This window comes from Stenotrophomonas sp. GD04054, assembly GCF_029836955.1.
Lineage (GTDB): Bacteria > Pseudomonadota > Gammaproteobacteria > Xanthomonadales > Xanthomonadaceae > Stenotrophomonas > Stenotrophomonas maltophilia_A.
The window spans coordinates 16,327-38,312 of the sequence record NZ_JAOECR010000045.1; the positions used below are offsets into that span (position 1 = coordinate 16,327).

General features: G+C 67.3%; 20 protein-coding genes. 10 read left to right on the forward strand and 10 right to left on the reverse strand.

What is annotated here, in order from left to right; all coding sequences use genetic code 11:
- Positions 1 to 37: 37 nt before the first annotated feature.
- Complete coding sequence (locus N7573_RS17490; protein ID WP_279913833.1) at positions 38 to 1,201, reverse strand: hypothetical protein; 1,164 nt, start codon at positions 1,199 to 1,201, stop codon at positions 38 to 40.
- Between the two features lie 395 nt (positions 1,202 to 1,596).
- Here N7573_RS17490 and N7573_RS17495 point away from each other — a divergent pair, with 395 nt between their 5' ends.
- The 3 genes from N7573_RS17495 (at position 1,597) to N7573_RS17505 (ending at position 5,050) form a co-directional block, all read left to right on the forward strand.
- Entirely contained in the window at positions 1,597 to 3,075 is a 1,479-nt protein-coding gene (locus tag N7573_RS17495; RefSeq protein ID WP_279912879.1) for a DNA-3-methyladenine glycosylase 2, read from the forward strand.
- Positions 3,072 to 3,563, forward strand: coding sequence for a methylated-DNA--[protein]-cysteine S-methyltransferase (locus tag N7573_RS17500; RefSeq protein ID WP_012510484.1), 492 nt, complete (start codon positions 3,072 to 3,074; stop codon positions 3,561 to 3,563). The genes N7573_RS17495 and N7573_RS17500 overlap by 4 nt, the downstream gene beginning before the upstream one ends.
- Before the next feature lie 236 nt (positions 3,564 to 3,799).
- Positions 3,800 to 5,050: an ectonucleotide pyrophosphatase/phosphodiesterase gene (locus N7573_RS17505; protein ID WP_279912878.1), complete on the forward strand. Its 1,251-nt coding sequence runs from the start codon at positions 3,800 to 3,802 to the stop codon at positions 5,048 to 5,050.
- Between the two features lie 98 nt (positions 5,051 to 5,148).
- On the opposite strand, the gene N7573_RS17510 is transcribed toward N7573_RS17505, so the two are convergent.
- Both N7573_RS17510 and N7573_RS17515 read right to left on the reverse strand, forming a co-directional pair.
- Complete coding sequence (locus N7573_RS17510) at positions 5,149 to 5,328, reverse strand: 30S ribosomal protein THX (RefSeq protein WP_004150462.1); 180 nt, start codon at positions 5,326 to 5,328, stop codon at positions 5,149 to 5,151.
- Between the two features lie 110 nt (positions 5,329 to 5,438).
- Positions 5,439 to 5,852, reverse strand: coding sequence for a MerC domain-containing protein (locus N7573_RS17515; RefSeq protein WP_008264835.1), 414 nt, complete (start codon positions 5,850 to 5,852; stop codon positions 5,439 to 5,441).
- 136 nt (positions 5,853 to 5,988) lie between these two features.
- Between N7573_RS17515 and N7573_RS17520 the strand changes: the two genes are divergently transcribed.
- From N7573_RS17520 to N7573_RS17540, 5 genes are all read left to right on the forward strand, one after another.
- Positions 5,989 to 8,202, forward strand: a complete 2,214-nt coding sequence (locus N7573_RS17520) for a TonB-dependent receptor (protein ID WP_279912877.1) — start codon at positions 5,989 to 5,991, stop codon at positions 8,200 to 8,202.
- Positions 8,203 to 8,431: 229 nt separating this feature from the next.
- Positions 8,432 to 8,998 carry a helix-turn-helix domain containing protein gene (locus N7573_RS17525; protein ID WP_279912876.1) on the forward strand — a complete coding sequence of 189 codons (567 nt, stop codon included), beginning with the start codon at positions 8,432 to 8,434 and terminating at the stop codon, positions 8,996 to 8,998.
- Positions 8,998 to 10,671 (forward strand): MFS transporter, encoded by a 1,674-nt coding sequence (locus N7573_RS17530; RefSeq protein ID WP_262220664.1) that lies wholly within the window; start codon positions 8,998 to 9,000, stop codon positions 10,669 to 10,671. The genes N7573_RS17525 and N7573_RS17530 overlap by 1 nt, the downstream gene beginning before the upstream one ends.
- A gap of 9 nt (positions 10,672 to 10,680) precedes the next feature.
- Positions 10,681 to 11,835 carry an HlyD family secretion protein gene (locus N7573_RS17535; RefSeq protein ID WP_153856870.1) on the forward strand — a complete coding sequence of 385 codons (1,155 nt, stop codon included), beginning with the start codon at positions 10,681 to 10,683 and terminating at the stop codon, positions 11,833 to 11,835.
- Between the two features lie 114 nt (positions 11,836 to 11,949).
- Positions 11,950 to 12,564, forward strand: a complete 615-nt coding sequence (locus N7573_RS17540; RefSeq protein ID WP_279943236.1) for a hypothetical protein — start codon at positions 11,950 to 11,952, stop codon at positions 12,562 to 12,564.
- Positions 12,565 to 12,596: 32 nt separating this feature from the next.
- On the opposite strand, the gene N7573_RS17545 is transcribed toward N7573_RS17540, so the two are convergent.
- The 7 genes from N7573_RS17545 to creB all read right to left on the reverse strand — a co-directional run bounded on the left by N7573_RS17545 (position 12,597) and on the right by creB (position 20,411).
- On the reverse strand, positions 12,597 to 13,088 hold the full coding sequence (locus N7573_RS17545; protein ID WP_004150412.1) for a Fur family transcriptional regulator: 492 nt from the start codon (positions 13,086 to 13,088) through the stop codon (positions 12,597 to 12,599).
- Between the two features lie 34 nt (positions 13,089 to 13,122).
- Positions 13,123 to 14,526 carry a glutamate--tRNA ligase gene (gene gltX / locus N7573_RS17550; protein WP_279912874.1) on the reverse strand — a complete coding sequence of 468 codons (1,404 nt, stop codon included), beginning with the start codon at positions 14,524 to 14,526 and terminating at the stop codon, positions 13,123 to 13,125.
- A gap of 153 nt (positions 14,527 to 14,679) precedes the next feature.
- Positions 14,680 to 16,257, reverse strand: coding sequence for a M20/M25/M40 family metallo-hydrolase (locus tag N7573_RS17555; protein WP_279912880.1), 1,578 nt, complete (start codon positions 16,255 to 16,257; stop codon positions 14,680 to 14,682).
- Positions 16,258 to 16,399: 142 nt separating this feature from the next.
- Complete coding sequence (locus tag N7573_RS17560; protein ID WP_279912873.1) at positions 16,400 to 16,810, reverse strand: hypothetical protein; 411 nt, start codon at positions 16,808 to 16,810, stop codon at positions 16,400 to 16,402.
- A 10-nt stretch (positions 16,811 to 16,820) separates the two neighbouring features.
- Positions 16,821 to 18,140 (reverse strand): cell envelope integrity protein CreD, encoded by a 1,320-nt coding sequence (creD, locus tag N7573_RS17565; RefSeq protein ID WP_110711667.1) that lies wholly within the window; start codon positions 18,138 to 18,140, stop codon positions 16,821 to 16,823.
- A gap of 81 nt (positions 18,141 to 18,221) precedes the next feature.
- Positions 18,222 to 19,682, reverse strand: a complete 1,461-nt coding sequence (creC, locus tag N7573_RS17570; RefSeq protein WP_197655900.1) for a two-component system sensor histidine kinase CreC — start codon at positions 19,680 to 19,682, stop codon at positions 18,222 to 18,224.
- A gap of 3 nt (positions 19,683 to 19,685) precedes the next feature.
- On the reverse strand, positions 19,686 to 20,411 hold the full coding sequence (gene creB / locus N7573_RS17575; protein WP_279912872.1) for a two-component system response regulator CreB: 726 nt from the start codon (positions 20,409 to 20,411) through the stop codon (positions 19,686 to 19,688).
- A 35-nt stretch (positions 20,412 to 20,446) separates the two neighbouring features.
- Here creB and rlmJ point away from each other — a divergent pair, with 35 nt between their 5' ends.
- Together rlmJ and N7573_RS17585 are read left to right on the forward strand one after the other, a co-directional pair.
- On the forward strand, positions 20,447 to 21,304 hold the full coding sequence (gene rlmJ, locus N7573_RS17580; RefSeq protein WP_024958156.1) for a 23S rRNA (adenine(2030)-N(6))-methyltransferase RlmJ: 858 nt from the start codon (positions 20,447 to 20,449) through the stop codon (positions 21,302 to 21,304).
- Between the two features lie 95 nt (positions 21,305 to 21,399).
- The gene (locus tag N7573_RS17585; RefSeq protein WP_004150340.1) at positions 21,400 to 21,945 is read left to right on the forward strand and encodes a GNAT family N-acetyltransferase; all 546 of its coding nucleotides are present in this window, start codon (positions 21,400 to 21,402) and stop codon (positions 21,943 to 21,945) included.
- Positions 21,946 to 21,986: the final 41 nt, after the last annotated feature.

Here is a 21,986-nt window from a genome sequence, read left to right on the forward strand (position 1 = left end):
AAGAACCGCAGTCTACGCCAGCGCGGTGAGCTGTTCGTCAGCGCGCGTGGGCGCTGCCTTCCACCGCTGCGGCATCGGCCTGCGCGGCAGGCGTGCCGGCGTCTGCTGGCGCCTGTTCGGCCACCGGCGGCGGCTCCGACGGTGCCGGCGGCAGCGTTGCCACATCGATTTCCGACAGCGGGCTTTCTTCCGGGCACACCGCATCCGGGAAGCCGAAGCGCTGTTTCAACGCCTGGCCGCAGCTGTTGATCGATTCCAAGTCGGCGCCTTCGCGCTTGCACTGCTGGTCGAAGGCGATCAGGAACGCATCCTTGCGCTGCACGAAGTCATCGCCGCAGGCGCGCATCTGCTTGATCCGTTCCAGATCGTCCTGCACCGCGTTGGTGCCATCCAGACCGTACTGGCGTAGTTCGTCCGGCGTCAGCAGGCGCAGGCTGCGGTTGGGCACCGTCATCATCAGATCGGCCACGCCCACCGCCACGCCGTTGCGCTGCAGGTAGTCCTTTACGTTGTCGTAGACCTCGTGCAGCTCGCGGTTGAGCTCGGCGCGCGAAGTGGCCTTGGAACTGATGCGCATCATGCGGTGGATGCCGACCTTTCCCGACAGCAGCCGGTTGTCACCGGCGGCCAGCACGAACACGCAGGCGCTGTGGCAGATCGAGCCTTCGCGCACCCAGATGGTCCAGCCCGATTCACCGATGCTGTCACCGGCGACGATCGCCGATTCCACCTGGCCGCCGCTGGAGTCCAGATCGAGGATGCGTTTGTGGATCTTCTGCTCGTCAGCGACCACGGCCAACCGCCACATCATCTCGGCGAAGCCCGGATTGATCTTGCCGGCGTAGCGCACGCGCATCAGGCCTCGCTCGGCACACGGTGCCAGGGCCTGGGTGATCTGCTCGCGCTGCAGGCCTTCCAGTTCGACACCGTCGCCGGCATCACCGGCATATTCCGTGCTGCAGCTGACCCAGGCACGACCATTTTCCAACTGCGCCCGCGGCCACGGCCGATCCGCCTGGCTGCGCGGCGGTGCCGGCGGCGGTGGCGCGTCGGCGGCATTGATCGACACCATGTTCTCGCCATCGCTGGCCGGCGCCCGCGCCGCCTTGTCGGCAGCGGTCACATTGCCCGGATTCTCCAGCTGACTGCAGCCCGCCAGGGCCAGGCACAACAGGGGCAACCAGCGGAATTTGGCGGACATCGGGCAACCGGGATTCATGGGAGCAAGAGCCACAGTCTACCCGTCCAGGGCGCGCATTCAGCGCGTGGCACTGAACCCCTTCTGACCCTTGGGAAAAAAGCGTGCCGACCAACGGTCGGCACCCACCAACTGCAGCGACAAACTGTCAGAGGTGGGGCGGTGTGGGCTGACAGGACCGTTGGCGCCATGGATGGCGCCATCGAGCCCCCATGGACGGGTTTACGGCGTGTCCTGACAGCCCACACCGCCCCGCCATCCCACGGACTGCCAGCTTTTGATTGAGACGTTGACGTTGACGTTGCGGGTGCAGGGCTGCAAGCCCTGCCAGAACCCCCTCCAGCATCCATGTCCGAATCCGGCGAGTACCGCCGCCCGCACACGCCTAGACTGGCGCCATGGACACCGCCCTCGCCCTCGACACCGCCGCCTGCGACCGCGCCCGCCTGGCCCGCGACGCACGCTTCGACGGCGTGTTCTTCACCGCCGTGCGCAGCACCGGCATCTATTGCCGCCCCGTGTGCCCGGCACCGCCGCCGAAGCCGCGCAACATCACCTACTACCCGACCGCGGCCGCGGCTGCGGCAGCCGGTTACCGCCCGTGCCTGCGCTGCCGCCCCGAGCTGGCACCGCAGGCGCAGCAAGCATTGGCCGGGCAGACCGTGCAGCGCGCACTGGCCCTGATCCATGGCGGCTTCCTGCAGGAGCAGCCGGTAGCCGACCTCGCAGAGAAGATCGGACTCAGCGCGCGCCAGCTGCAGCGCCTGTTCGTCGAACATCTGGGCGCAACGCCAGGGCAGATCCACGCCACCCATCGCCTGCTGCTGGCCAAGCAGCTGCTGACCGAGACCACGCTGCCGGTGACCGACGTCGCGCTGGCCGCCGGCTACAACAGCCTGCGCCGTTTCAATACGGCCTTCCTGCAGGGCTGCGGCATGACACCGACAGCACTGCGTCGCCAGCACCAGCCGCTGGCCGCCGACGATGGCTGCCTGGTACTGCGTCTGGCATACCGGCCACCACTGGATTTCCCGCGCATGCTGGCCTTCCTGCGCAAGCGCAGCCTGCCCGGCATCGAGCTGATCGGCGAAGACAGCTACCAGCGCGTGCTCGGCACACCCGAGCGCCCCACCCTGCTGCGCGTCACTGCCGACCCCAAGCGCCCGGAACTGCGCCTGCAGCTGGGCGCGGTCGATCCGCGCCTGATCCCGGACATCGTGCGCCGCGTACGTCGCGTGTTCGATCTGGACGCCGACCTGCAGCAGGTACACGCCGCGCTCGGCGAAGAGCCGCTGCTGGCGCGCGGCATTGCCGAGCGTCCCGGGCTGCGCGTACCGGGCGGCTGGGATGGCTTCGAAGTGGGCGTGCGCGCGGTGCTCGGCCAACAGGTCAGCGTGGCCGCGGCCACCACCTTCGCGCGGCGGCTGGTGGATGCCTATGGCGCGCACCTGCCGGGCATGCCGCCGGAGTTCGATCGCCAGTTCCCGGCGCCCGAGGTACTGGCCGAGGCGCCACTGGAATCAATCGGCCTGCCGCGCAGCCGCGCCGCCACCGTGCGTGCGCTTGCCGCCGCCTGTGCCAGTGGCGCGCTCGACTTCGGCCCGGGCCAGGCGCTGGAAGAGTTCGTTTCCCGCTGCGTGGCACTACCCGGCATCGGTCCGTGGACCGCGCAGTACATCGCCTTGCGCGGGCTCGGCCAGCCCGATGCTTTCCCCGCCGGCGACCTGGTACTGCAGCAGGTGCTCGGCCACGCGCAGGGCCAGCGCCTGAGCGAACGCGCGACCGAAGCGCGCTCGCAACCGTGGCGCCCCTGGCGTGCCTATGCCGTGCTGCACCTGTGGCACCTGTCCGGCACTTTCGTTGGAGAACCGACATGACCTTGTTGTTCGACCGTTTCGACAGCCCGATCGGCGTGCTGACCATCGCCGGTGACGAGCGTGGCCTGTCCCACGTGCTGTTCCCGGAAAACCGCCACCCGGCACGCGGCCGCGACGACTGGCACTACGCGCCGGATGCGCTGCCGGAAGCACGCGAGCAGCTGCTGCAGTTCCTGCACGGCGAACGCAGCAGCTTTGACCTGGAGCTTGCGCCACGCGGCACGCCGTTCCAGCTGCGCGTGTGGCAGGCGCTGGCTCTGATCCCGTTCGGCCAGACCTGGAGCTACCTGCAGCTGGCGCAGCACCTGGGCCAGCCCAGTGCGACCCGCGCCGTCGGCGCTGCCAATGGGCGCAATCCGCTGCCGATCATCCTGCCCTGCCATCGTGTAATCGGCAGCAACGGGGCACTGACCGGCTTCGGTGGCGGCCTGGAAACCAAGGCCGCACTGCTGCGACTGGAACAACGCCAGGCACCGCTGTTCGCCTGAGAGGGCTGGCCGGGCTGCGCCCGGCACCCGCCGTAACCTGGTAGGTGTCGACCTTGGTCGACACGGTAGATCCACGCCATGCGTGGATGGAAGCATCGGGAACATGTCTGGAGAAAAGCCCCCTTCTTGTTGAAGGGGGCGCGCCGACAGGCGCGGGGATAAGGAAATGCGCGGACACGGCGCGCGATAGCGCGCCGTGTCTTGGGCGCGTCATTGCACCGGATTATCATGCGCGGATGACTTCCGTACGCCTGACCTGCGCGCTGGCGCTGCTGCTGCCATTGGCCGCCTGCACCACCGCGCCCGCCCCTTCCGCCTCCGTTCCCACTTCCGTCGCTGCGGCTGCGCCGCCGAAGCTGCTGCTGATCTCCATCGACGGCCTGCGCGCCGATGCGCTGGACCGCGGCCTGACCCCGAACCTGCAGCGCCTGATCGACGGCGGCGTGCGTGCACGCTGGATGACCCCGTCCTATCCGTCGCTGACCTTCCCCAACCACTACACCATCGTCACCGGCCTGCGCCCGGACCACCACGGCATCGTCAACAACAGCATGGACGATGAAGCCCTAGGCCGGTTCGAGCTGAGCAACCGTGAGGCGGTCACCACCAGCGGCTGGTGGGGCGGCGAACCGATCTGGGTCGGCGCCGAGAACGCCGGGGTGCGTTCGGCCACCACCTCGTGGCCGGGCAGTGAATCGGAAATCCGTGGTGTGCGCCCAAGCCAATGGCGCGTGTACGACGGCAAGGAACCGCTGGAACAACGCGCGGGCACCGTGCTGGACTGGCTTGCACAGACCGATGCCGACGCACCGCAACTGACCACGCTGTACATGGAGCACGTGGACAAGGCCGGCCACAACTACGGCCCCGAATCGAAGCAGTACGCCGACGCCATCGTGCGCGCCGACCAGATCGTCGGCCAGGTGCTCGATGGACTGCAGCAGCACGGCCTGGCCGCGACCACCAACGTGATCGTGGTCTCCGACCATGGCATGGCCAGCGTCCCGGTCGGCCAAGTGATCTCTACCGAATCAATGGTCGACCCGGCCATCGCACGCAACGTCAGCCAGGGCCAGTCGGTGGGTTTTGCGCCGTTGGCCGGTCACGAAGCCGCAGCCGAGCGCGCCCTGCTCGGTCGTCACGCGCACTACGAGTGCTGGAAGAAAGAGAACCTGCCGCCGCGCCTGCACTACGGCACCCACCCGCGCATTCCCGCCATTGTCTGCATGATGGATGAAGGCTGGGATGCCCTGCACCAGGAGAAGATCGCCAAGCGAGACCATCAGGATCGTGGCTCGCATGGCTACGACAATGCCCTGCCCTCCATGCGCGCGGTATTCGTGGCCAGCGGCCCGTCGTTCCGCCAGGGCCTGGTGATCGATGGCTTCGACAATGTCGACGTCTACCCGCTGCTGGCCGACCTGCTGCAGGTGCCGGCTGCACCGAACGACGGCAATCCGGAAACGCTGAAGAAAACCCTGCGCTGATCCGGTTGTAGAGCCGAGCCCACGCTCGGCTCGCCGGACAGGCACAAAAAAACGCGGCGCCAGGCACCGCGTTTTTCGTTGATCCGGTCTGGGCCGGATCAGGCCTTGGCGACGGCCTTCTTCGCCACAGCCTTCTTCGCCGGAGCCTTGGCCACGGTCTTCTTGGCAACCGGAGCGGCGGCGCCTACGGCGACCTTGCTCGCGGTGTGCGAACGGGCGTTGCCGTAGCTGGCGTTGTAGCGCTTGCCCTTGGCGGTCTTGCGGTCACCCTTACCCATGTCTTCAACTCCTCAAATGTGAAATCTGGTTACCCCGTACTGACACGGGTTCGGCGGGGCCGCCTTGCTGGGCGCCCCCGCGCACGATCGAAAATCCTATCACGGAGCGCCTAGTGCGCGCAGCTGGCGTCGTGCACGTGACCGTGGTTGAGGCGCAGGTTGACCAGATGGGCGACCCCCACCAGCAGGCCGCCGATGGTCATCACCACCGCGTGTGGCACCGCATTGTGGTGCAGCGGGTCGTACAGCACGCCGGCCCACAACGCGACCAGGCCGGGAATCAGGAAGCCCAGCGCACGCAGCGCACCGTGCCGGCGGTAGCCCCAGACCAGGCTGAACAATCCGAGCAGGGTGACGAACACCACCAGCGCCTGTTCCACCCCATCGCTCAGCCAGAACGACAGGCCCAGCGACGGCGCCGCGGCCAGCAGCACGGGGATCACCGCGCAGTGCACCGCGCACAGCATCGAACCGGTGGCGCCGAAACGGTCTAGCAGGTGGCGCAGGCGTGAGGACAGGGACATGACTTCCAGCAGGGTCGGCGAATCGTTATGGAATAATATAACATCTGTTCCCGACCCGCACGGTTTCCCTCCCCCTGTCCCGCTGACGGGATACGTGCGCCCAGCGATTGATACACTGTAACAAAGGACCCGCTCCATGCCCGCCCACACCCCGCGGTTGAAGCCGCATTCCCTCGCTCTGGCCCTCGCCGCCCTGCTGCCTTCGGTTGCCTTTGCCGCCGGCGATGACAGCGCTCAGCGTGACCGCCACCTGACTGAACTGTCGTCGGTGCAGGTCACCGCGTCGCCACTGCAGGGCGATGCCGAATCGCTGGCGCGCCCGGTGGAGGTACTGGCCGGCGAACGCCTGGACGAGCAGAAGGCCGGCACCCTCGGCGATACCGTGGCCAAGCTGCCGGGCGTGCAGAGCACGTTCTTCGGCCCTGGCGTCGGCCGCCCGATCATCCGCGGCCAGGAAGGCCCGCGCGTGGCCGTGCTGTCCAACGGCATGGGCAACATGGATGCGTCCACGGTCAGTGCCGACCATGCCACCAGCATCGAGCCGTTCCTGGCCGACCAGATCGAAGTGCTGAAGGGCCCGGCCACGCTGCTGTTCGGCAGCGGCGCCATCGGTGGCGCGGTCAATGTGGTCGATGGGCGCATCGCGCGCGAACTGCCGGAGCGCCCGCTCAGCGGCCGCGCCGAGCTGCGCGGCAATTCGGTGAACAACGAACGCAGCGGCATGTTCCGCCTCGATGGCGTCAGCGGCAATGTCGTGCTGCATGTGGACGGCCTGGTGCGCAATGGCGACGACTACCGCATTCCCGGCTATGCAGTGATCGACAGCTTGGAAGACCACCACGACGATCACGACCATGAGCACGCGGGCGAGGAAGGCGAAGAGCCGCGCCGCGGCCGCCTCGACAACAGCTCGATCCGCACCCGCGCCGGCGGCGTCGGCGCGACCTGGCTGGGCGACGGCGGCTACTTCGGCGTATCGGCCAGCACCTACCGCACCAACTACGGCATTCCCAATGGCGCGCACGTGCATGCCGATGGCGATGATCATGGCCATGACCATGACCACGGCCACGACCATGGCGATGAAGAGGAAGGCGGCGACGAGCATGACGTGCGCATCGACATGGTGCAGAACCGCTTCGAGACCAAGGCCGGCATCTACAACCCGGTCTCGTTCCTGAAGAACATCAATGCACGCGTGGCCTACACCGACTACGAACACGTGGAGCTGGAAGCCGGCACGCCGTCCACCCGCTTCACCAACCGTGGCATCGAGGCGCGACTGGAAGCCGTGCAGCAGCAGATCGGCGGCTGGGACGGCGCCTTCGGCCTGCAGTTCGGCAACAGTGATTTCGGCGCCAAGGGCGAAGAGGCGTTCGTACCGGATACCGGCACGAAGAACATCGGCCTGTTCGTGCTGCAGGAAAAGCAGTTCGGCCCGTTCAAGCTGGAACTGGGCGGCCGCCACGACCAGGTCAAGCTGGACCCGACCGGTGACTACCGCCGCCGCACGTTCGGTGCCACCAACCTGTCTGCGGCCGGCATCTGGAAGCTCAACGATGCCGTTGACCTGCGCATCGGCGTGGACAGCTCCGAGCGTGCACCGACCAACGAAGAGCTGTATGCCGCCGGCGCACACATCGCCACCCGCTCGCTGGAAATCGGTGACGCCAACCTGAAGACCGAGCGCGGCCAGCGCGTGGAACTGGGCATCCACACCCACAGCGAACGCCTGGACTTCTCGGCGTCGGTCTACCAGACCAAATTCAAGGACTTCATCTACCTGGCCGACACCGGCATCACCGAGGGTCTGCCGGTCCGCGCCTGGACGCAACAGGATGCGGTGTTCCGCGGTGCCGAAGCCGAAGCGCTGGTGCATCTGTTCGAAGGCGGCGCCGGTGACTGGGACCTGCGCGTGTTCGGCGACTACGTGAAGGCCAAGCTGGATGGCAGCGGCAGCCGCAACCTGGACATCGCCGTGCCGCATGGCGACCACAACCACAACTACTCGGTGGAGCTGGCCAACACCGGCTACCTGCCGCGCATCGCCCCGGCCCGCGTCGGCGCCGACCTGCGCTGGTCGAAGGACGGCTGGCGCGCCTCGGTCGGTGCGGTCCGCTACAGCCGCCAGAAGGATGTCGCCCAGAACGAAGCGCCGAGCGACGGCTACACCCTGGTCGACGCGCATCTGGCCTACCGCTGGGATCGCAACGCGAGCAACAGCTACGAGGTGTTCCTGGATGGCAGCAACCTGACCAACCGCGAAGTGCGTCCGCATACCTCGCTGCTGCGTGATTACTCGCCGCTGCCGGGCCGTGGTGTCGCATTCGGCATCCGCGCGTTCTTCTGATCGCGTAGTGGAGTCGGATCCCATTCCAGAGGAATGGGTTCTGACCCCAGCCTCAGCCCACGCATGGCGTGGATCCAAGGCAAGCAGATCCGATGGGGGCCTTCTGGCCCCCATCTCTTTGTGCAGCATCCATCACGCATTCGTCACAAAGATGTGCGTACCACAACAAGCGGACAATCCCGTCACTCAAAGTCTCGCCAATCGGACACTTTTGTCCGAAAATAATTCCATGACTGCCCAACGTGCCGATGCTGCTGCCCGCCGTGCCCTCATCCTCGACGCCGCCGATCATGTGTTCGGCCAACACGGTGTCACCGCCCCGCTGGATCTGGTGGTCGAACGCGCCCAGGTGGGCCGCGCCACCCTGTACCGCAACTTCCCCGACCGCACCGCGCTGATCCAGGCACTGCTGCAACGTACGGTCGACCGTATCCGGCGCCAGGTCGAGCAGCTCGGCGACCGCGACGATGCCCTGTTCGAAGTGTTCGAGGGTATGGCCCAGCGCATCATCGATTCGCCGGCACTGGCCGATTACTGGCGTGCAGTCGATTCGGACGTGCCGGCCATGCGCACCGCGCGCGAGACCGTGCGCGATCTGCTGGAAGCACCGATCGCCCGTGCCAAGGCCGCCGGCCTGTGCCGGGCCGACCTGGAGAAGACGGATATTTCACTGATCTCGGGCATGCTGGGCGCGGCCCTGCGCGGCAAGACCCGCGACGAGCGCGCCCACCTGGCCGGGCGTGCCCTGCAGCTGCTGCGCGGGGGTCTCCAGGGAGCAACCCGCGAGGCCCGCTGATGGTCCAGCCGTATCTGAAGCCGGTTCCGGATTGGGAGGAGCACGAGAAGCCGACCATGCCCGGTTCGGCGTCGATGCCCTGGCACCCACCGTATCGACGCGTGGCCTATGCACTGGTGTCGCTGCTGGTGGCGATCACCGGTGGCCTTGGCAATGCACTGGTCACCGCCAACCTGCCCTTCCTGCAGGGCCAGCTGGCACTGACGCCGACCCAGGGCAGCTGGCTGGTGGCGGCCTATGCAATGGTCAACGTCACGGCCAACCTGCTGGCCTTCAAGTTCCGCCAGCAGTACGGCATCCGCCTGTTCGCCGAGATCGGCCTGGGCCTGTACGCAGCACTGGCGGTGCTGCACCTGTTCGTTGGCAGCTTCGAGACCACGATGCTGACCCGTGCCGCCAGCGGCTTCGCTGGCGCCGCCTGTTCGACACTGGGCACGCTGTACATGCTGCAGGCGCTGCCACGACGGTTCACCGGCAATCTGCTGGTGGTTGGCGTGGGCCTCTCGCAGCTGGCGGTGCCGATCGCCTGGATCGTCTCGCCGGGCCTGGTCGATACCGGCCAGTGGCACCAGCTCTACTCGTTTGAAGCCGGGCTGGCCCTGTGCGCGTTCGCGGCAGTGGTGGTGCTGAAGCTGCCGCCCGGCATCCAGGTGAAAGCCTTCGAGCCACTGGACTTCCTCACCTTCGCCCTGCTTGCGCCGGCTGTCGCGCTGCTGGTGATCGTACTGGCGCAGGGCTACACCCGCTGGTGGCTCAACACGCCATGGCTGGGCTGGGCGCTGGTCGCCTCGATCGTGCTCTCCACCACTGCCTTCATCATCGAACACTACCGGCGCAATCCGCTGCTGCAGATCCGCTGGCTGTCGAAGCTGCCGGTGCTGCACTTCATCGTCGGCGCGTTCCTGATCCGCTTCCTGACCACCGAGCAGTCCTATGGCGTGGTCAACCTGATGCGCACGCTGGGCATGGGCCCGGACCAGATGCGCCCGCTGTTCGTGGTGATCCTCGCGGGCGTGGTCACCGGCATCGCCGGTGCCTCGCTGACCTTCGGCCCAAAGCGGCTGATCGCGCAGCTGCTGATGGCGATCCTGCTGCTCGGCGCTGCCGCCTTCTTCGATCAGCACCGCACCAGCATGGATCGACCGCACGATTTCTATGTCAGCCAGTTCCTGGCCTCGGTCGGTGCCGGCATGTTCATGGGCCCGTTGATCATGCTCGGCATTTCCGCGGCGCTGAAGCAGGGTGTGGACCACATGATCACCTTCCTGGTGACGCTGTCGATCACACAGACGCTGGGCGGCCTGGCCGGCTCGGCGGTGCTGGGTACCTTCCAGCTGCACCGCGAGCAGCTGTACTCCAGCGCGTTGACCAGCCAGCTCGACCCGGCCGACCCGGTGGTGGCACAACGCCTGCGCCTCCAGCAGCAGCTGTACAGCGCACAGATCACCGACCCGGTGCTGCGCAGTGCGCAGGGCAGCGCGCAGCTGGCGCAGACCGCCCGCCGCGAAGCCAACGTGCGTGGCTTCAATGACGTGTTCACGCTGAGCGGATGGCTGGCGATCGGCTTCCTGTGCTGGTTGCTGCTGCTGTCGCTGCGCACCGCCGTGCTCAAGCAATGGCGCAAGCGCCACCCCACTTCCCCCGCTGCGGCCACGCCGGCCGCGCTCCGCTGAGTCCTCCACATGCCCCCCGTCCCGCCCCGACCCGACGACACCGACAACGTGACCCCACCGCCACCGACCGACGCGGCGCCTGCACCCACGCCCGTTGAACCGGCGGTCGCGCCGAAGTACCTCAAGCCCAGCGCGCGCAGCGTGGTGGTGATGGTGGTGGTGGCCTTGCTGGGCATTGCGCTGATCCTGCGCGCCTGGCACCTGTGGCCGTTCACCAGCAGCGTGATGGTGACCGACAACGCCTATGTGCGCGGGCAGATCACGGTGATGGCGCCACAGGTGAACGGCTACGTGACCGAAGTGCTGGTGAAGGACTTCCAGCACGTAAGGGAGGGCGAGCCGCTGCTGCGCATCGATGACCGCATCTACACGCAGCGTGTCGCCCAGGCGCAGGCAACGCTGGACAGCGCACGTGCGGCACTGGCCAACTCGGACCAGTCGCAGGCACAGAATCGTGCGCAGATCGCTTCGGCGCACGCCACGCTGTCGGCCGGCCAGGCCGAGCTGCAGCGTTCGCGCAATGAATTGAAACGCTACGAGGAACTGGCTGCGCAGCAACTGGTGTCGGTCAACGACCGCGACAAGTTCCGCACCACCCAGGCCTCGGCACAGGCCAGCGTGCAGCAGTCGCAGGCGCAGATCCGCATCGCCGAGGAAACGCTGGTGTCGACCCAGGTGGCGCGCAAGAGCCTGGAGGCCCAGGTGGAAAGTGCACAGGCACAACTGGAACTGGCGCGCATCGACCTGGCCAACACGGTGATCCACGCACCGCGCGACGGCCAGATCAGCGAAGCCAGCGTGCGCGTGGGCCAGTACGTCGCCGCCGGTTCGCAGCTGCTGTTCCTGGTACCTGACACGCTATGGGTGGTGGCCAACTACAAGGAAGGCCAGACCTGGGGCATGGCGATCGGTCAGCCGGCCACGTTCTCGGTGGACGCGTTCCAGGGCCAGGTGCTGCGCGGCCGCGTGCAGGAGATCGCACCCGCCACAGGTTCGGAGTTCAGCGTGCTGCGCCCGGACAATGCCAGCGGCAACTTCACCAAGGTGGTGCAACGGCTGCCGGTGCGGATATCGATCAATGAAGGTCAGACGCTGGCCGCGCAGCTGCGGCCCGGCATGTCGGTGATCGTCCGGGTGGATACCCGGTCCAAGCCGATGGACTAGGGTGCAGGCTGCTGACTGCCTTCACCCCATTGATCCGCTACCGTTGCGGATCTGGATCAGGATCGCTGGAAGACGATGAAATTCACGACACTGGCCAGGCGGGCGGCCAAGGACATGCTGGAAGCGGAAGATCTGATCGCCTTCGTGCAGGAGCACGGCGCCGAAGGTGGCGAGGAGATTGAGCGACTGCGGATACTGCACGGTTGGCCGGATGATGGCCTGCTGGGCGATGGTAGCCGGGTCGTACCGTTCGGCGGCTGGGCCAAGGCCTGCACCGCCTGGGGACGCCAGGGCGTGGAAGGCCTGCGCGATATGCTGGGTGACCCCCAGCTGGCAGTGTTCGCGCTCGGCACACTGGCCGATGTGAGTGGACCCGCCGCCATTGCCATCCTGCTGGACTTTGCCGAACGCGCTGACTGGTCGCGTGCGGGCACACCGCGTGATCTGCCCTGCCAGGCGCTTTACTGCCTCAATACCGCGCTTTCGGGGAAGACCGGCGTTGAGGTTACACCCGGCATGCAGGCGTCGATGCTGCGTATCGCCAAGCTCATCTGGGACACCAGGGTGCCCAATGTGCATTTCCTGGCGCAGGCACTGTATTTCGTGCGCCGTGCCGACCCGGTACCAGCGCTCGCCTGGGTCGAGCAGTTGCGGGTGGACGACCCTGTGCTGGTCGACGCACAGCGCAGCGTCCTGAAGCGTCTGAAAGAGCACGCCGCCCGGGACTGAGCGAGCGGCCCAGTCCGGGTACGCGCCGCGACTCAGCCCGCGCAGCGCGCGCAGAGGCCGTGCACTTCCAGGGTCTGCGCCTGCGGCTGGAAGCCCAGCTCCTTGGCACGCTTCTCCAGCTGGGTGACGATCTCGCGGTCTTCCAGCTCCACCGCGCTGTGGCAGCTGTTGCAGATCAGGAACGGCACCGAGTGCGCGGCACTGCTGGGATGGTGGCAGGCCACGAAGGCATTGACCGATTCCAGCTTGTGCACGAAGCCATTGGCCATCAGGAAGTCCAGCGCACGGTAAACGGTGGGCGGGGCATCAGCGCCCACGCCCTTGCCGTTGCGCACCCATTCCAGCAGTTCATAGGCCTTGACCGGCTTGCCGGCCTCGGCGATCAGCTTCAGCACATTGGCGCGGATCGGGGTCAGGCGCAGCCCGCGTTCGCGCGAGACGCGCTCGACCACCGCCACGAAATCCGACGCGTCGTGGACGTGGTGGTGCGGGGCGGTGCAGGCAGTGGCGGTCTTGGCGGGCATGCGTGTTCTCCGGTTCGGGCCTGGCAAGGATGCCTCAGGCCGTTGCTACCTTGGTGATGGCCACATCAATGCGTTTCAAGGCCTGCTCGCGGCCGGCCAGGTACACGGTATGGGAAATGTCAGGACTGACCTGGGTGCCGGTGATGGCCACGCGCAACGGCTGGGCGACCTTGCCCATGCCGATCTCCAGCGCGGCGGCCGCATCGTGCAGGGCCACGCCCACCGATTCGGCGGTCCACTCCGGCAGCGCCGCCAGCAGCTCGCGGGCCTTGCCCAGCGCCACTTCGGCACCGGCCTTGAAGTGCTTGGCCACCGCCGCTTCGTCGTACTCGGTCAGCGGCTGGTACCAGACCATGGCCTTCTCGGCCATTTCCTTCAGGGTCTGCACGCGTTCACGCAGGGCGATCACCACGTCCTCCGGGGCGGGGCCGGCGGCCACGTCCAGGCCCAGCTTCTGCAGCTGGTAGACCAGGTGCGGCACGATCGCGGCCACGTCCTCGGTCTTCAGGAAGTGCTGGTTGACCCAGCCCAGCTTGGCCATGTCCAGGCGCGAGGCCTTGGAGTTGCAGTCCTTCACGTCGAACAGGTCGATCAGCTCCTGGCGGCTGAACAGCTCCTGGTCACCGTGCGACCAGCCCAGGCGGGCCAGGTAGCTCAGCAGCGCGTCCGGCAGGTAGCCGGCGTCCTTGTACTGCATCACGTCGGCCGCGCCGGTGCGCTTGGACAGCTTGGCGCCCTGCTCGTCGAGGATCATCGGCATGTGGCCGAACTTCGGCACCGGCGCGCCGATGCCTTCGTACAGGTTGATCTGGCGCGGGGTGTTGTTGATGTGGTCATCGCCGCGGATGACCTCGGTGATGCCCATGTCCCAGTCGTCCACCACCACCGCGAAGTTGTAGGTGGGGTAGCCGTCCGGGCGGAAGATGACCATGTCATCCAGCTCGCTGTTGGCGATCTCGATGCGGCCCTTGATCAGGTCGTCGAACACCACCGTGCCTTCCAGCGGGTTCTTGAAGCGGATGACACGGTTCGGGTCATCCTTGCGCGGCAGGCCCAGCTCGCGCGCAGCGCCGTTGTAGCGCGGCTTCTCCTGCTTGGCCATGGCGGCCTCGCGCATCGCGTCCAGCTCTTCGCGGGTCTCATAGGCGTAGTACGCCTTGCCGTCGGCCACCAGCTGCTCGGCCACTTCCAGGTAACGGGCGACGCGGTCGGTCTGGTAGATCGGGCCTTCGTCATAGTCCAGGCCCAGCCACTCCATCGCCTCCAGGATCGCGTCGATCGCGCCCTGGGTGCTGCGTTCACGGTCGGTGTCCTCGATGCGCAGCACGAACTCGCCGCCACGGTGGCGGGCTTCCAGCCAGCAGTACAGCGCGGTGCGGGCACCGCCGATGTGCAGATAACCGGTGGGGCTGGGGGCGAAGCGGGTGCGGCAGGTCATGGACGGCTCGAGGAACGGGAATCCCCCGATTTTACCAGCCCGCCGCCCCCGACGGAAAAAGGGGACGGAGGGGATTAAGTCGCGATTGCCCAGCTCCTAGGGCTGCGACCGGGAAACGGAGGGGAGAAACGACTTAATCCCCTCCGTCCCCTTTTACGGTTCTGCCTTGCGCGGGAAGGACTGCTCGCGCATTGCGGCGTTGTAGGCGAACGAGGCGACGATGGCTGCGGCCTGCTTCAGGTCTTCCGGTTCGGCGTGGTCCCAGGTGTCCAGGTGGCTGTGGTGGACGTTGGTGAAGTAGTCCAGCCGGTCCTGGATGAACTGGAAGCCCGGCAGGCCGATGCGGTCGAAGCTGATGTGGTCGGTGCTGCCGGTGTTGCGGGTGGCCACGGTGGTGGCGCCGACGTCATGGAACGGGGCCAGCCAGGCTTCGAAGATCGGCATCGCCGCCAGGTTTTCCTGTGCATAGATGCCACGGAAGCGGCCCGAGCCGTTGTCCATGTTGAAGTAGACCTGGAACTTGCCGTAGTCGCGGGTCTTCTGCAGCGCGCCGGTCGGCTCGCGCAGCGAGGCCGGCAGCGCCTTCTGCGCCGGGTCGGTGGGTACCGGGAAACGGCCGAAGTGCTTGGCCACATAGGCCTGCGAGCCGATCAGGCCCTGCTCCTCGCCGCTCCACAGCGCCACCCGGATGGTGCGCTTGGGCTTGGCGCCGGTGGCCTTGAGGATGCGCATCGCTTCCATCATCACCGCCACGCCGGCCGCGTTGTCGGCCGCACCGGTACCGCTGTGCCAGGAATCCAGGTGCGCGCCGATCATCACCACTTCATCGGGCCTGCTGCTGCCACGGATCTCGGCCAGCGTGTTGTAACCCGGCTGGTCGGCCTCGTCGGTGAAGCGCGCAGCCACATCCACGCGCAGGCGCACTGTCTGCTTGGCCTCCAGCGCGCGCACCAGCGGATTGAAGTGCTCGCTGATCATCGCCAGTTCGGGAATGCCCACCGACTCACCGGCCTTGCGCGAGCCGCCGCCGGCAACGCGGATGATGCCGTTGTCCCAGCTGCTGATGCTGATCGAGGCCAGCGCGCCTTCTTCAACGAAGAACGCATTGACCTTGGTCGCCAGCTGCTGGCGTTCCTGGTATTCCTTGACCCGCTTCGCACGCTCGGCGGTGGCGTCCTTGTCCTTGGGCAGGGTGAACTCCTGCAGGCCCTCCAGCGAGGTAGCGTCGTGGCGGTGCGAATCCGCCTCGGTGCCGCGCTTGTACTCGCGCGCCTCGCCCAGCAGCAGGATCTTGCCGCGCAGCTTGCCGCGGTACTTCTCGATGTCCTCGGGCTTCTTGATCTCGACCTGCACCAGTTCGCCTTCAACCGGTCCCTTGGTGCCCGGCGTCCACGCCTTCGGCAGTGCATGCAGCGGCTGTACACGGTCCCCCAGCATCTCCACGCTGGCCGAGGTGAACTCCCAGCCGCGCCCGAAGTCGTCGAAGGCTTCGTCGTGGACGTTGTCCAGCTTCCATTCGTTGAACTTGCCGCGGGTCCACGCATTGGCGCGGCCCATCGCCGGCGAGTTGGTCAGTCGCGGGCCGATGCGTTCGGTGAGGTAGCTGAAGGTGTCCATCACCTGCGAACGGTGGAAGGCCTCCTGGCGGATGCGGCTGACCATGTCCAGGTCCACCGGCTCGCGCTGCTGCGCGCCTGCATTGCCACCCATCGCCAGCGCTGCGGCCAGCATGCCCCACTTCAACACATCGCACCCCTGCCCTTCGGCTCGATCATCAACCCATCGAGTCTAGCCAGCAGGGGCGCGCCGATACCGTCCCATCGGTCATGGACAGCGACAGTAGATCCACGCCATGCGTGGATGAACAACCGAATCATCCACTCCATCCCAGCCACAACTGCGCCCGCTCGGGCAGCAGCAGCAACCAGTGCCGCCGGTCGATGCTGCTGCAGCCGTACACCGCCGCGTGTGCCGGCCAGCCATCCGGAAGGCCGCCGATACCGATCTCGGCCAGCGCCTCCGCCCCGGCCTTCCATGGCCGGTAGCGCGGCACCCGGCCTGCCAGCGCGCCGCGTCCCTGCCGCGCGCCCTGCAGCCAGCGCAATCCCTGCCCCCGCAATCCCTCGCAGGTCACCGCCGCCAGCTGGAAGCGGACCAGGCCGGGGGCGATCCGTGCCCCCGGCAGGGCCGCCAGCACGCCATGTGCCTGCAGCAGTGCATCCACTTCCAGCAGGGCCGGAATCCCCTGCCGTGCCCGTTGCCGCAATCCCTGGCGCCAGCCCATGGCGTACTCCTTACTTCAGTTCCGCGCCAAGCGCGTACCAGTCCACCCGGCGGGTCACCCACATCGCCAGCGCCAGGATCACGAACAGCAGCAGCGAACCCATCAGCAGCGCGTTGTTCTCCGACACCAGCAGGCCATACAGCGCGCCATACAACACGGTCAGCAGCGCAGCGAAGCCGAGGCCGCGCTTCCAGTGGCCCAGCACGTTGGCCAGGTACACCGCCTGCAGGCCGATACAGGCCACCGCCGAAACCAGGTAGGCCTTCCAGAACGCGATGTGCTCGGACAGGCTGATCAGCAGCAGGAAGAAGATCGCCAGCGCCAGGCCCACCATGAGGTACTGCAGCGGGTGGATGCGCAGTGACCTGATCAGCTCGAACAGGATGAAGCCGACGAAGGTGAGCAGCACGAACAGCACGCCGTATTTCGAGGCACGGTCGGCCTGGGTGTAGGCATCGACCGGATCAACCAGCGACACCGTCACCGCCTGCGACTCGACCGCACCATCATTGCGCAGCTGTCGCTGTGCATCGGAGGCCAGCGAAGACACCGCCCAGCGCGCATCGAAGCCCTGTGCGTCGACGCGACGCTCGTTGGGCAGGAACGCACCGCTGAATGACGGATGCGGCCAGCTCGAACGCAGTGCGATCTTGGTGTCATCGCCCACCGGCACCACCGACAGCATGCGGCTGCCATCCAGGCGCAGCTCGAGTTCGACGGTGCTGGCAGCCAGCGTGCCGCCATGGTCTTCGGCGAATCCTGCCACCGGTGCATGCAGACCGCGACCCACCTCGCTGGCCGCACCAACCCCCGGCAGCAGGCGCAGCTGCTTGCCATCCACGCGCAGGTTCGGCGTACCGACCAGGCCACGCACATCGGAAATGCCCACCGCCACATACGGCTGGCCATAGCTGCGGCCGGCCTTCACCGGATAGTCGTCTGCAGCGAACGTCGCCTTCATCTGGCCGTTCCAGCTGTATACCGGCACCTTGAACAGGCCGACCTCACGCTGGCTTGGCAGCATCTCGCCGCCCACCTCCAGCGACGCCGGCATCTGCAGCCAGTGCCCCTCGGTGACCTGCACCTCGGTCTTCTTGACGCCCAGCGGGTCGACCAGTTCAACCTGCTTGCGTTCCACCCACGGCACCACCCGCACCGGGCCCACCAGCTGCTGTGCACCGGCGCGGCTGTCGGCCACCCGTGAGAAGGCCTCGTCGCGGTACGCGCTACGTTCGTTGATGACCCCGCGGATCATCGTCAGCGGCACCAGCAGCAGCAGGATCAGCCCGCCGACAATGGCGAACCGCAGCAGCATCTTCAGGGATTTCATGGTCCATCCTCGTTGGAGAGGGCTGCAGGATGGACCGCCGCGGTGAGCAGGGTTTGTGGCGAATTTGAAGCGAGTGTGAAGTCAGCGGCGCGGGCGCTGGCCCGGCGCACTCAACGGCAGCCACAGGCTGGCCACGGTGCCGCCGCCCTCGCGGATATCCACGCTGGCACGCCCATCATGCAGGCGCGCGACCTCCTGCACGAAGGGCAGGCCCAGGCCGGAGCTGCGACGCCCGCTGCCGGGCCGCGCCAGCGAATAGAAGCGTTCGAACACCCGCTCACGCGCGTAGTCGGGAATGCCGGCGCCACGGTCGGCCACCTGCAGGCGCACGCCCTGCCCGTCCACCTCGGCCTGCAGCGCGATCTCCGCGCCGGCTGGCGAGAAGGCAATCGCGTTGTCGATCAGGTTGTGCAGTGCCTGCCGCAGCAGGTAGCCGTCGCCCTGCACCCGCAGGTCGGGCACGTTGCCGATGCGGACCTGTACGCCGGCCGCCTGCGCACGCACCTGTGCGGCGGCCGCCGCATCGGCCAGCAATGCCGGCAGCGCGATCGGATCGCGGGTCTGCAGCCAGCCGTGCTGTTCCACTTCGGCCAGCGCCAGCAGCTTGTCGATGGTCTCGGTCAGCCGCTCCTGCTGGTCGACGATGCTGCGCGCGAAATGCACGCGATCGGCTTCCGGCAGCGGCTCCTGCAGCAGTTCGGCGGCACCGCGGATCGCCGCCAGCGGGCTCTTCATCTCGTGCGTCAGCGACTGCACGTACTGCTCGACGTAGGCCTTGCCCTCCAGCTTGCGGCGCATCGTTTCCAGCGCCTGGCCGAGATCGCCGATCTCGTCGCGACGGCGCCGTGGTGGTGGCACCGGTTCGCCCGCGCTGACCGCGCGTGCATAGCGGCTGAGCTGACCGAGGCCCGTGGTCAGCCACATCGTCACCAGCACGCCGACCAGCGCCGACAGCCCGATCAGCCACGCACCGCGCTCGATGATGGCGCGCTGGCTGGCGGCGATGAACGGATCGATGCTGCGATTGGGCTGGGCCAGGCTGAGCACGCCGATCAGGGTGCGGCCGTCGGCCGGGTCGTACACCGGCGCCGCCACATGCATCACCGTATCGCCTTCCTCGCCCGGAATCTCGGGGCTGGAACGTGCGCCGTACTCACCGCGCAGGGTGCGGTAGACATCATTCCAGCGCGAGTTGTCGCGGCCGAGATCACGGCCCAGCGAATCGTAGATGACGATGCCCTTGGCGTCGGTGATGGTCACCCGGTAATCCAGCGAGCGCTTCGGGAAACGCCAGACCATCGCCTTCAGGTCGCGCTGCCGCGCCTTGGCCAGGTTGCGGGTGAAGCTGCCGCTGCGGATGGTGCCGTCCTTGACGTCGGCGGCGGCCATCTCGGCCAGCACGTTGGCCGCATCGACCAGGGTCGATTCCATCGCCTGGCGCACACCGGGCTTCACCTCGTTGACGAACACGCGCATCACGAAGAACGCGGCGATGCCGGTGATCAGGAAGAAGCCGAGGAACAGCTTCAGTACCAGGCGCATCGGCTAGACCTCCAGCGCGTAGCCGAGGCCACGGTGGGTGCGGATCGGGTCGTTGCTGGCACCGGCCGCGCGCAGCTTGGCGCGCAACGTCTTTACATGGGTGTCGACGGTGCGGTCGGCACTGTCGGCACTGCTGTCCCAGCCCCGGTCCATCAGCTGCGCGCGGCTGAGGATGGCACCCGGGCGCTGCAGCAGCGCTTCCAGCAGTGCGTACTCATAGCGGGTCAGGTCCAGCGCATGGCCGCGGAAGCGGATGCGCCGGCCCTCGCGGTCAATGGCGAACGCGCCATGCTCCTGCCAGCCCGCATCGGCGCTGGGCGCTGCGACGACCGGCGCCGCACGGCGCAGGCGCGCACGCACCCGTGCCACCAGTTCGCGCGGCGAGAACGGCTTGGTCATGTAGTCGTCGGCGCCCAGTTCCAGGCCGAGCACGCGGTCCACTTCGTCGTTGCGCGCGGTCAGGAAGATCACCGGCAGCTGCGCCGCCGGCCCTGCCTGCGCACGCAGCCGCCGGCAGACCTCGAAACCGCCCAGGTCCGGCAGGCCCACGTCCAGCACCACCACGTCGATATCGCCGTCCTGCAGCCGTTGCAGGGCCTCGCCGCCCAGCAGGCAGTGGCTGGCGGCATAGCCCTCGCTGCGCAGCGCATAGAGCACGGTTTCGGCGATGGCGGCTTCGTCCTCGACCACCAGGACATGGGCAACGGGAACTGTCATGGCGCGCAGCATAGCCGCTGCGGCCGCCGCCCCGTACACTGCCGCCCATGAACTATCGCCACGCCTTCCATGCCGGCAACCACGCCGATGTGCTCAAGCACATCGTGCAGCTGGCCCTGATCGACAGCTTCAAGCGCAAGGACAGCCCGTTCTTCGTGCTCGACACCCACGGCGGCGCCGGCCGCTACCTGCTGGCCAGCGAAGAGAGCCGCAAGACCCTCGAGGCTGAATCCGGGATCATGCGGCTGATGGCCCAGCCCAAGCTGCCCGAGGTGGTCGAGCGCTATCTGAAGGCGGTGCAGGCCGATAATCCGGTGGGCGCCCTGACCAACTACCCGGGATCGCCGCTGCTGAGCGCGCAGGCGATGCGCGCGCAGGACCGCATGGCGGTCTGTGAGCTGCAGGAAGCCGAAACGGCCACGCTGAAGGCTCTGTTCGCCCATGACAGCCGTGTCGACGTGCGGGCGGGCGATGGCTATGCGCTGCTGCGTTCGCTGCTGCCGCCGAAGTTCAACGGCAGCAAGATCGGCCGTGGCCTGGTCCTGATCGACCCGCCCTACGAGGCCCAGGACGCCGAATACCAGGCCGTTCTGGCCGCCCTGGCCGAAACCCTGGCGCGCTGGCCGCAGGCCACGTGTGCCGTCTGGTTCCCGATCAAGCAGCGCCGCACCATCCTGCACTTCCTGCGCAAGGCCACCGCCCTGCCGGTGAAATCGGCGATGACGATCGAGTTCCTGGTGCGCCCGGACGACTCACCGCTGCGCCTCAACGGCAGCGGCATGCTGCTGCTCAACCCGCCCTGGCAGTTCGACCGGGTGGTCGGCCCAGCCCTGCCGGCGCTGCGCCAGCACCTGGGTGAACCCGGGGCCAGCACCCGCCTGGATTGGCTCAAAGCACCCGAATAACGGCCTTCACGAGGCTGTACCGCCGTGAGCCTTTCGTTCACGGAATGCAGCCCCGGTGATGCCACAATCGATGGACAACCAAGGAATCACCCGGTATGGCCACTCGCAACCGCATGCCGCCCTGGCATGAGATCTTCAAGGCTCCCAGCGGCCACGAGCTGCTGATCCGCCCCATCCGCCCGGAAGATGGCGCACCGCTGCAAGCGGCGTTCAGCCTGTTCGGGCCGGAAGAAATCCGTGATCGTTTCCTGCAGGCGGTGACCGAGCTGTCGCCGGAAACCACCCAGCGCCTGACCCACCCGAATCCCAAGACCGAGATCACCCTGGTCGCTGCCGAATCCCTGCCCGCTGGCGAAGCGGTGGTCGGCGCGGTCGCCCGGGCCTCGATCATCCCCGGCACCCGTGAAGCCGAGTACGCGATCCTGATCAGCCGCTTCCTCATTGGCCAGGGCCTCGGCCGGCAGCTGATGCGCAAGCTGGTGAAGTGGGGCCGCGGCAAGTACCTGGACCGTCTGTACGGCGACGTTGCCGCCGAGAACGAGCCGATGAAGCAGCTGGCCGCCTCGCTGGGCTTCAAGCCGGTCCCGCACCCCACCGGTGCCGAAGGCCTGGTGCGGATGGTGCTGGAACTGGACAACTGAAGGATTCGCCGGGCGTGCCCGGCGACGCATGTTTCGACAGT

Bases quoted from the DNA above. Each gene is read 5' to 3' on its own strand.
- N7573_RS17490 (WP_279913833.1), bottom strand. From the start codon at position 1,201: ATGTCCGCCAAATTCCGCTGGTTGCCCCTGTTGTGCCTGGCCCTGGCG.
- N7573_RS17495 (WP_279912879.1), top strand. From the start codon at position 1,597: ATGGACACCGCCCTCGCCCTCGACACCGCCGCCTGCGACCGCGCCCGC.
- N7573_RS17500 (WP_012510484.1), top strand. From the start codon at position 3,072: ATGACCTTGTTGTTCGACCGTTTCGACAGCCCGATCGGCGTGCTGACC.
- N7573_RS17505 (WP_279912878.1), top strand. From the start codon at position 3,800: ATGACTTCCGTACGCCTGACCTGCGCGCTGGCGCTGCTGCTGCCATTG.
- N7573_RS17510 (WP_004150462.1), bottom strand. From the start codon at position 5,328: ATGGGTAAGGGTGACCGCAAGACCGCCAAGGGCAAGCGCTACAACGCC.
- N7573_RS17515 (WP_008264835.1), bottom strand. From the start codon at position 5,852: ATGTCCCTGTCCTCACGCCTGCGCCACCTGCTAGACCGTTTCGGCGCC.
- N7573_RS17520 (WP_279912877.1), top strand. From the start codon at position 5,989: ATGCCCGCCCACACCCCGCGGTTGAAGCCGCATTCCCTCGCTCTGGCC.
- N7573_RS17525 (WP_279912876.1), top strand. From the start codon at position 8,432: ATGACTGCCCAACGTGCCGATGCTGCTGCCCGCCGTGCCCTCATCCTC.
- N7573_RS17530 (WP_262220664.1), top strand. From the start codon at position 8,998: ATGGTCCAGCCGTATCTGAAGCCGGTTCCGGATTGGGAGGAGCACGAG.
- N7573_RS17535 (WP_153856870.1), top strand. From the start codon at position 10,681: ATGCCCCCCGTCCCGCCCCGACCCGACGACACCGACAACGTGACCCCA.
- N7573_RS17540 (WP_279943236.1), top strand. From the start codon at position 11,950: ATGCTGGAAGCGGAAGATCTGATCGCCTTCGTGCAGGAGCACGGCGCC.
- N7573_RS17545 (WP_004150412.1), bottom strand. From the start codon at position 13,088: ATGCCCGCCAAGACCGCCACTGCCTGCACCGCCCCGCACCACCACGTC.
- gltX (WP_279912874.1), bottom strand. From the start codon at position 14,526: ATGACCTGCCGCACCCGCTTCGCCCCCAGCCCCACCGGTTATCTGCAC.
- N7573_RS17555 (WP_279912880.1), bottom strand. From the start codon at position 16,257: ATGCTGGCCGCAGCGCTGGCGATGGGTGGCAATGCAGGCGCGCAGCAG.
- N7573_RS17560 (WP_279912873.1), bottom strand. From the start codon at position 16,810: ATGGGCTGGCGCCAGGGATTGCGGCAACGGGCACGGCAGGGGATTCCG.
- creD (WP_110711667.1), bottom strand. From the start codon at position 18,140: ATGAAATCCCTGAAGATGCTGCTGCGGTTCGCCATTGTCGGCGGGCTG.
- creC (WP_197655900.1), bottom strand. From the start codon at position 19,682: ATGCGCCTGGTACTGAAGCTGTTCCTCGGCTTCTTCCTGATCACCGGC.
- creB (WP_279912872.1), bottom strand. From the start codon at position 20,411: ATGCTGCGCGCCATGACAGTTCCCGTTGCCCATGTCCTGGTGGTCGAG.
- rlmJ (WP_024958156.1), top strand. From the start codon at position 20,447: ATGAACTATCGCCACGCCTTCCATGCCGGCAACCACGCCGATGTGCTC.
- N7573_RS17585 (WP_004150340.1), top strand. From the start codon at position 21,400: ATGGCCACTCGCAACCGCATGCCGCCCTGGCATGAGATCTTCAAGGCT.